Source organism: Actinomadura terrae (assembly GCF_022751215.1).
Classification (GTDB): Bacteria; Actinomycetota; Actinomycetes; order Streptosporangiales; family Streptosporangiaceae; genus Spirillospora; species Spirillospora terrae.
Window position 1 is genome coordinate 61,242 of sequence record NZ_JAICDG010000007.1, and the last position, 6,391, is coordinate 67,632.

Sequence of the window (6,391 nt, forward strand, 5' to 3'; positions counted from 1 at the left end):
GGGGAGGTGCGGGCCCGCGCCTGGGAGGAGAGTCCCTCGGGGGTGCTACTCGGTGGAGATCGCCTTCAGGACGTCCATCCGCCCGGCCCGCCACGCCGGCCACATCGCGGCGAGCACGCCGATGACGGCGGCGACCACGAGGTAGGCGATGAGCGTGCCGAACGGGATGGACAGCTCGCTCAGCCCCTTGTCCTTCAGCGCGTTCTGCAACGCCGCGCCGAACGACACGCCGATGCCCATGCCGAGCAGCGCGCCGAAGACCGCGATGACGATCGACTCCAGCCGGATCATCCGGCGCAGCTGCCGCCGGCTGATGCCGATGGCGCGCAGCAGCCCGATCTCCCGGGTCCGCTCGATCACCGACAGCGCCAGCGTGTTGATCACACCGACCGCCGCGATGATCACGGACATGGCGAGCAGGATCGACAGGAACGTCACGATGAAGTCCACCTGCTTGCGGGCGTCCTTCTTCAGCGACGCCTGGTCGGACACCTTCAGGTTCGGGTAGTCCTTGAGCGTCGTCTCCAGCGCCGCCTTCGTCGCCGCGTCCGTGCTGGCCGCGTCGACCACGAGCGCGTCGGCGGACGGCTTGGCGGTGTGCGCCAGGTACGCGGGCAACGCGATGACCTTGCCGCCGATCAGGTCGCTCTTGGCGTAGACGCCCGCGACGGTGAGCCGCTGCGTCTTCCCGTCGGCGAACTGCACGGGCACCGTCGAGCCGACCTTCCAGCCCTTGTCCTTCGCGGTGTTCTCGTCCACCATCATCCCGGCGGCGCCGAGGTCGGTGCCGCCCGAGACCATCTTCAGCCGCGCGGCTCTGGCGATCCCGGCGACGTCACCGGACATGTAGCTGGTGCCGTCCCCGTCGATCTTCGCCTTGCCCGGGTAGGTCACCGACGCCGACTGGATGCCGGTCGTGGCCCTGACCTTCGGCAGGACGCCGGCGTCGATGCCGCCGCCGCCCTTCGGCTGGACGATGTAGTCGGCGCCGAACTGCTGGTCGATCTGCGCGTCCACCGACTTGCGCATCGACGCGCCCATCACGTTCACCATCGTGATCAGCGCGAGGCCGATCATGAGGGCGGCGGCGGTCGCGGCGGTGCGCCGCGGGTTGCGCAGCGCGTTCTGCTGCGCGAGGCGCCCGGGCGTGCCCATCACCTTCGCGAACGGCGCCGCCAGCACCCGCACCACCGGGACGCTGATCACCGGCGCGAGCATCGCGACGCCGACGAACACCGCGAACGCGCCGCCGCCGACGAGCGCGACCGCGCTGCTGCCGCTGCCGCTCAGCCCCGTGGCGATCAGCCCGGCGCCGGCCAGTGTGAGCAGCGACCCGAGCGCGACGCGGATCCGCAGCGACCGCTGCGGCAGCGCGACGTCGTCGCGCATCGCCGCGACCGGCGGGATCTTCGCGGCGCGCCGCGCCGGGAAGTACGCCGACACGACCGTGACGACGATCCCGACCACGTACGACCAGATCACGGGTGTGGCGGTGAACGTGAGCCCGCCGCCCATCCCCGACGCGCCCTGGAGCGCCGCCGCGAGGCCCGCCCCCGCGGCGAGGCCGAACGTCGACCCGACGAACCCGACCGCGACGGCCTCGCCGATCACGGCCCGCGTCACCTGCGGGCGGCCCGCGCCGATGGCGCGCAGCAGCGCCAGCTCCCGGGTCCGCTGCGCGACCAGCATCGAGAACGTGTTGAAGATGATGAACGCCCCGACGAAGATCGAGATCAGCGCGAACACCAGCAGGAACGTCCGGAAGAAGTTCAGCATCGAGGCGATGTCGCTCTTGGTCTCGTCGCGCAGCTCCTTCCCGGTGATGGCCTCCACTCCGTCCGGCAGCGCCTTCGCCACCCGCGACTTCAGCTCCGCCTGCGACGGACCCGACGAGCCCATCTCGATATCGGAGAAGTAGCCGGGCTTCAGCAGCATCCGCTGCGCGGTCGGGGTGTCGAACGCGGTGACGGTCGCGCCCATCAGGTCACCGGTGTCGATCAGCCCGACCACCGTCATCCGGGCCGGCTTGCCCGAGGTGACGATCCGCGCGGTGGAACCGAGCGCGATCTTGCCCTTGGACGCCGTGTCGGCGTCGATGACGACCTCGTGCGGCCCCCGCGGCGCCCGGCCCGTCTTCAGATCGTAGGACCCCTTCGGGTTCCAGTTCGTGCCGAGCTGCGGCGGGCCCTCCCCGCCCTCGCCGACCACCTTCCCGTTCGCGCCGACCACGGCGGCGTACCCGGTGACGTTGCCGAACGGGTCCTTCACCCCGTCCACGCCCTGGACGGCCTTCAGCACCGACGCGGGCACCGGCTGCGCCGCCGACCCGTCGTCGTCGCCGTCGACGACCTTCTTGGCCCGCACGTCCACCGCGACGTTCGTGCCGATGCGGCTGAACAGGTCGTCGAACCGCTTGTTCATCGTGTCGGTGAACATCAGCGTGCCCGCCACGAACGCCACGCCGAGGATCACCGCGACGGCCGTGAGGACCAGCCTGATCTTGTGCGCCGCGAGGTTGCGGAGCGTGACCTTGCCCATCATCGCGCCGCGACCCCCGGTTCCTGCCCGCCCTGGAAGCCCGAGCCGCCGCGGGCGCCCGCGGGGACGCCCGCCCCGGCGCGCGGGCCCGTCTCGAAGCCCTTCATCCGCTCCAGCACCCGGTCGGCGGTCGGCTGCGTCATCGTGTCGACGATCTGCCCGTCGGTCAGGAACAGCACCTGGTCCGCGTACGCGGCGGCGGACGGGTCGTGGGTGACCATCACGATCGTCTGGCCCATCCGCCGCACCGAGTCCCGCAGGAACCCCAGCACCTCGGCGCCCGACCGCGAGTCCAGGTTCCCCGTCGGCTCGTCCGCGAAGATGATCTCGGGTTGCGCGGCCAGCGCGCGGGCGCACGCCACCCGCTGCTGCTGGCCGCCCGACAGCTCCGTCGGCCGGTGCTTCAACCGGGGCCGCAGTCCCACCGTGTCGATCACGGCGTCCAGCCACTCCCGGTCCGGCTTGCGCCCCGCGATGTCCATCGGGAGGGTGATGTTCTCGATCGCCGTCAGCGTCGGGACGAGGTTGAACGCCTGGAAAATGAAACCGATCTTGTCGCGGCGGAGCCGGGTGAGCTGCTTGTCGCGCAGCCGCGTCAGCTCCGTGTCACCGATGTAGACCTCCCCGGAGTCCACCGAGTCCAGTCCGGCCATGCAGTGCATCAGCGTCGACTTGCCGGACCCGGACGGGCCCATGATCGCGGTGAAGCGGCCGCGGGGGATCCCGACGGTCACGCTGTCGAGGGCGACGACCTGCGCGTCGCCCTTCCCGTACACCTTCGCGATCTGGTGCGCCCGTGCGGCGAATTCGCCCGCCCCGGGCGCGGCGTGCGCGTCAGCGGTCGATGGGGCGGTGTTCGTCACGAGGAACTCCCTGTCTCGGGTGGAGAAACGGAAATGGCGTAAAGGGTCCGGGCCGTTCCCGATGCCCCCGGCGGCCCGTCCTAAGAAACAGTAGGAGTCGGACGGCTTCGTGAGATGCACCCCAGGAATGGATTTACCGCTCCATCCCCGGCATGAGAGTTCCTCCACCCGGTCGTCCTCCCGGAGTAGGGACCCCTGGCCAATAGGGGGGGCCGCTCCGGGGCGCCCTCAGGGGAGAACCCCCTGGAAACGCCGACGGCCGGCCCTCCCTCCAGGGAGGACCGGCCGACGGGACGTCAGGGTCCGGGTCCGGGCCGCCCCGGGCTGTTCGAGACGGCCCGGGGCGCCTCGGTCAGCTCTGCCCGGGGCGGCTCATCCCCGTCTCGTAGGCGTACACGACCGCCTGCACCCGGTCGCGCAGCCCCAGCTTCGCCAGGACGTTGCCCACGTGCGTCTTCACCGTCGTCTCGCTCACCACCAGCTCCGCCGCGATCTCCGCGTTCGACTGGCCCCGCGCCACATGCGACAGCACCTCCCGCTCCCGCTCGGTGAGCGTGTCCAGCCCCGGCGGGGGAGAGGAGTCCCGCACCGCGGGCAGCCGCGTCGCGAACTTGTCCAGCAGCCGCCGCGTCACCGACGGCGCCACGATCGCGTCGCCCGCCGCGACGATCCGGATGGCCTGCACGAGGTCCTCCGGCGGCGAGTCCTTCAGCAGGAACCCGCTCGCCCCCGCCCGCACCGCCTCGATCACGTACTCGTCCAGGTCGAACGTCGTGAGGATCAGCACCTTCGGGTCGTGCGAGGCCGCGCCCTCCCGGATGATCCGCCGGGTCGCCTCGATCCCGTCCACCCCCGGCATGCGGATGTCCATCAGCACCACGTCGGGCAGCAGCGACCGCGTCATCTCCACCGCCGCCGCGCCGTCCCCGGCCTCGCCGACGACCGCGATGTCGGCCTCGGCCTCCAGGATCAGCCGGAATCCCGTCCGCAGCAGCGGCTGGTCATCGACGAGCAGCACCCGCACCGTGCTCATCGGCACATCCCGTTCGCGTCCATCGTCCCCGCTCCTCGCCTCACGCCGATCGCGCCGCTCGTCCTCAACCTATGCCTCCAAGGGGAAACGTGCCCGCACACCGAACCCGCCGCCGACCCGCGGACCGATCCGCAGCTCGCCGCCGTACAGCGCGACCCGCTCGTACATCCCGACCAGCCCGTGCCCGGGGTTGTCCCCATTGTCGGCCATGATCGTCGCCGTGCCGTGCCCGTCGTCCTCGATCTCCACGGTCAGGTCGTCGTCGGTGTAGTAGAGCCGCACCCAGGCCCGCGCCTGCGAACCCGCGTGCTTGAGCGTATTCGTCAACGCCTCCTGGATGAGCCGGAACGCCGCCACGTCGACCCCCGGCGACGGCGTCCGCGCCTCGCCCTCGATCCACAGCTGCACCGACAGGCCCGTCTCCCGGACGTGGTCCAGCAGCTCCCCGAGATCGCCGAGACCGGGCTGCGGCGCCAGCTCCCGGCCCGCCTGCTCCGCGTCCCGGTCGGTGCGCAGCACCCCCACGATCCGCCGCATCTCGCTCAGCGCCGTCCGCCCGACCTCCTCGATCGTCGACATCGCCTCTCGGGCGCTGTCGGCGTCCCGGTCGATGATCCGCCGCGCCGCGCCCGCCTGCACCGTCATCACGCTCACATGGTGCGCCACCACGTCGTGCAGCTCCCGCGCGATCCGCGACCGCTCCTCGATCCGCGCCGCCCGCGCGTCGGTGCCCCGGGCCCGCTCCAGCCGCGCCGCCCGGTCCTCCAGTTCGGTGAAGTACGCCCGCCGCATACGCAGGTTGCGGCCCAGCACCCACACCCCGGCTACCAGCGCCAGATCGGTGATCAGCACCACCGGCGAGATGTCGACCGGCAGCACCGTCACCGAGACCACGAAGTACACGAGCCCGACGAGCCCGCCGAGCACGCTGTGCGCCAGCCCCCGGTGCGCCGCGACGCTGTACACCGCGATCAGGAACGCCACCACGTCCGGCACCGACGGCGGGTAGTCCCGCAGCACCATCGCCGAGTCGCCCGCCACGACGAACATCAGCACCGTCAGCGGATACCGCTGCCGGAACGTCAGCGCGAGCGCCACCACCGCCACCAGCAGCCCGTTCACGAGGTCCGGCGAGCGGAACTGCTCGTAGCCCTCCCCGTGCGGCAGGTCCTCCACGTACAGCTGCGGCAGCCCGACCAGCAGCAGCCCGAGCGCCAGCAGCGCGTCGGCCGCCAGCGGGCGCGACTGCAACCAGGCACGGCAGGTACGAAGACCACGGATACGGGGTGACACGACTCTCACCCTAGGAGGTCGTACCAGGTCGTGACCCCTCCTGTGCGTGGATCTGTCGTCCTCCCCAAGGAGGACGCGCGGCACGGTCCCCATACGACCACCCATCCCCACGCCGGACGGCCCTCCCGGCCGCTCCGCCGCGCCCGCGTTCAGGGGCCTTCCAGGTTCGGTTCAGGGCCCGCCACCGCCGTTGGTCAACACCGCTGATCAACCGCCCGCCGTCGGGACCCGGGCCCCGAGCACCGGCACGCCGCCCCGGTTCACGGTCGTACCGGCGGCCCCCGCGTCCCGGACGCGAGACCACAGCGGCCTGGTCCGCGCGCCGCGAGGCGGCCCGCCACTCAGATTCACGGTTGTAGCGACGGTCCGCGCGTCTTGGACGCGAGACCGCGATGGTCCGTGCCGCGTGCCGCGTGCCGCGTGCCGCGTGCCGCGGGGCGGCCTGCGGCTCGGGTTCTCGGTCGTGTCGGTGGCCCGCGCGTCTTGAAGCGAGAGCGCGGGGGGGGGGGGGGGGGGGGTGCGGGCGAGGGCGTCGCCGAGGGGCGTGCGGTGGTACAGGACGGCGCGTCCGGCGCGGGCGCGGTCGGCGAGCCCGGCGCGCCGCAGTCCGGGGACGCCGAGGGAGTGCGGTATCGCGTTCTGGTTGGCGTTGCCGGGCGACTGG

General features: G+C 72.1%; 4 protein-coding genes and 1 pseudogene. All 5 read right to left on the reverse strand.

What is annotated here, in order from left to right:
* Positions 1 to 45 precede the first annotated feature (45 nt).
* Positions 46 to 2,541 carry an ABC transporter permease gene (locus K2F47_RS34355; RefSeq protein ID WP_242910328.1) on the reverse strand — a complete coding sequence of 832 codons (2,496 nt, stop codon included), beginning with the start codon at positions 2,539 to 2,541 and terminating at the stop codon, positions 46 to 48.
* Positions 2,538 to 3,401 (reverse strand): ABC transporter ATP-binding protein, encoded by an 864-nt coding sequence (locus K2F47_RS34360; RefSeq protein ID WP_242910330.1) that lies wholly within the window; start codon positions 3,399 to 3,401, stop codon positions 2,538 to 2,540. The genes K2F47_RS34355 and K2F47_RS34360 overlap by 4 nt, the downstream gene beginning before the upstream one ends.
* Before the next feature lie 352 nt (positions 3,402 to 3,753).
* Positions 3,754 to 4,434 (reverse strand): response regulator, encoded by a 681-nt coding sequence (locus K2F47_RS34365; protein WP_156216789.1) that lies wholly within the window; start codon positions 4,432 to 4,434, stop codon positions 3,754 to 3,756.
* A 69-nt stretch (positions 4,435 to 4,503) separates the two neighbouring features.
* Positions 4,504 to 5,685, reverse strand: a complete 1,182-nt coding sequence (locus tag K2F47_RS34370) for a sensor histidine kinase (protein WP_242910332.1) — start codon at positions 5,683 to 5,685, stop codon at positions 4,504 to 4,506.
* A gap of 249 nt (positions 5,686 to 5,934) precedes the next feature.
* Positions 5,935 to 6,391: pseudogene (locus tag K2F47_RS34375) on the reverse strand (hypothetical protein); the annotation flags it as partial.

Bases quoted from the DNA above. Each gene is read 5' to 3' on its own strand.
- K2F47_RS34365 (WP_156216789.1), bottom strand. From the start codon at position 4,434: ATGAGCACGGTGCGGGTGCTGCTCGTCGATGACCAGCCGCTGCTGCGG.
- K2F47_RS34355 (WP_242910328.1), bottom strand. From the start codon at position 2,541: ATGATGGGCAAGGTCACGCTCCGCAACCTCGCGGCGCACAAGATCAGG.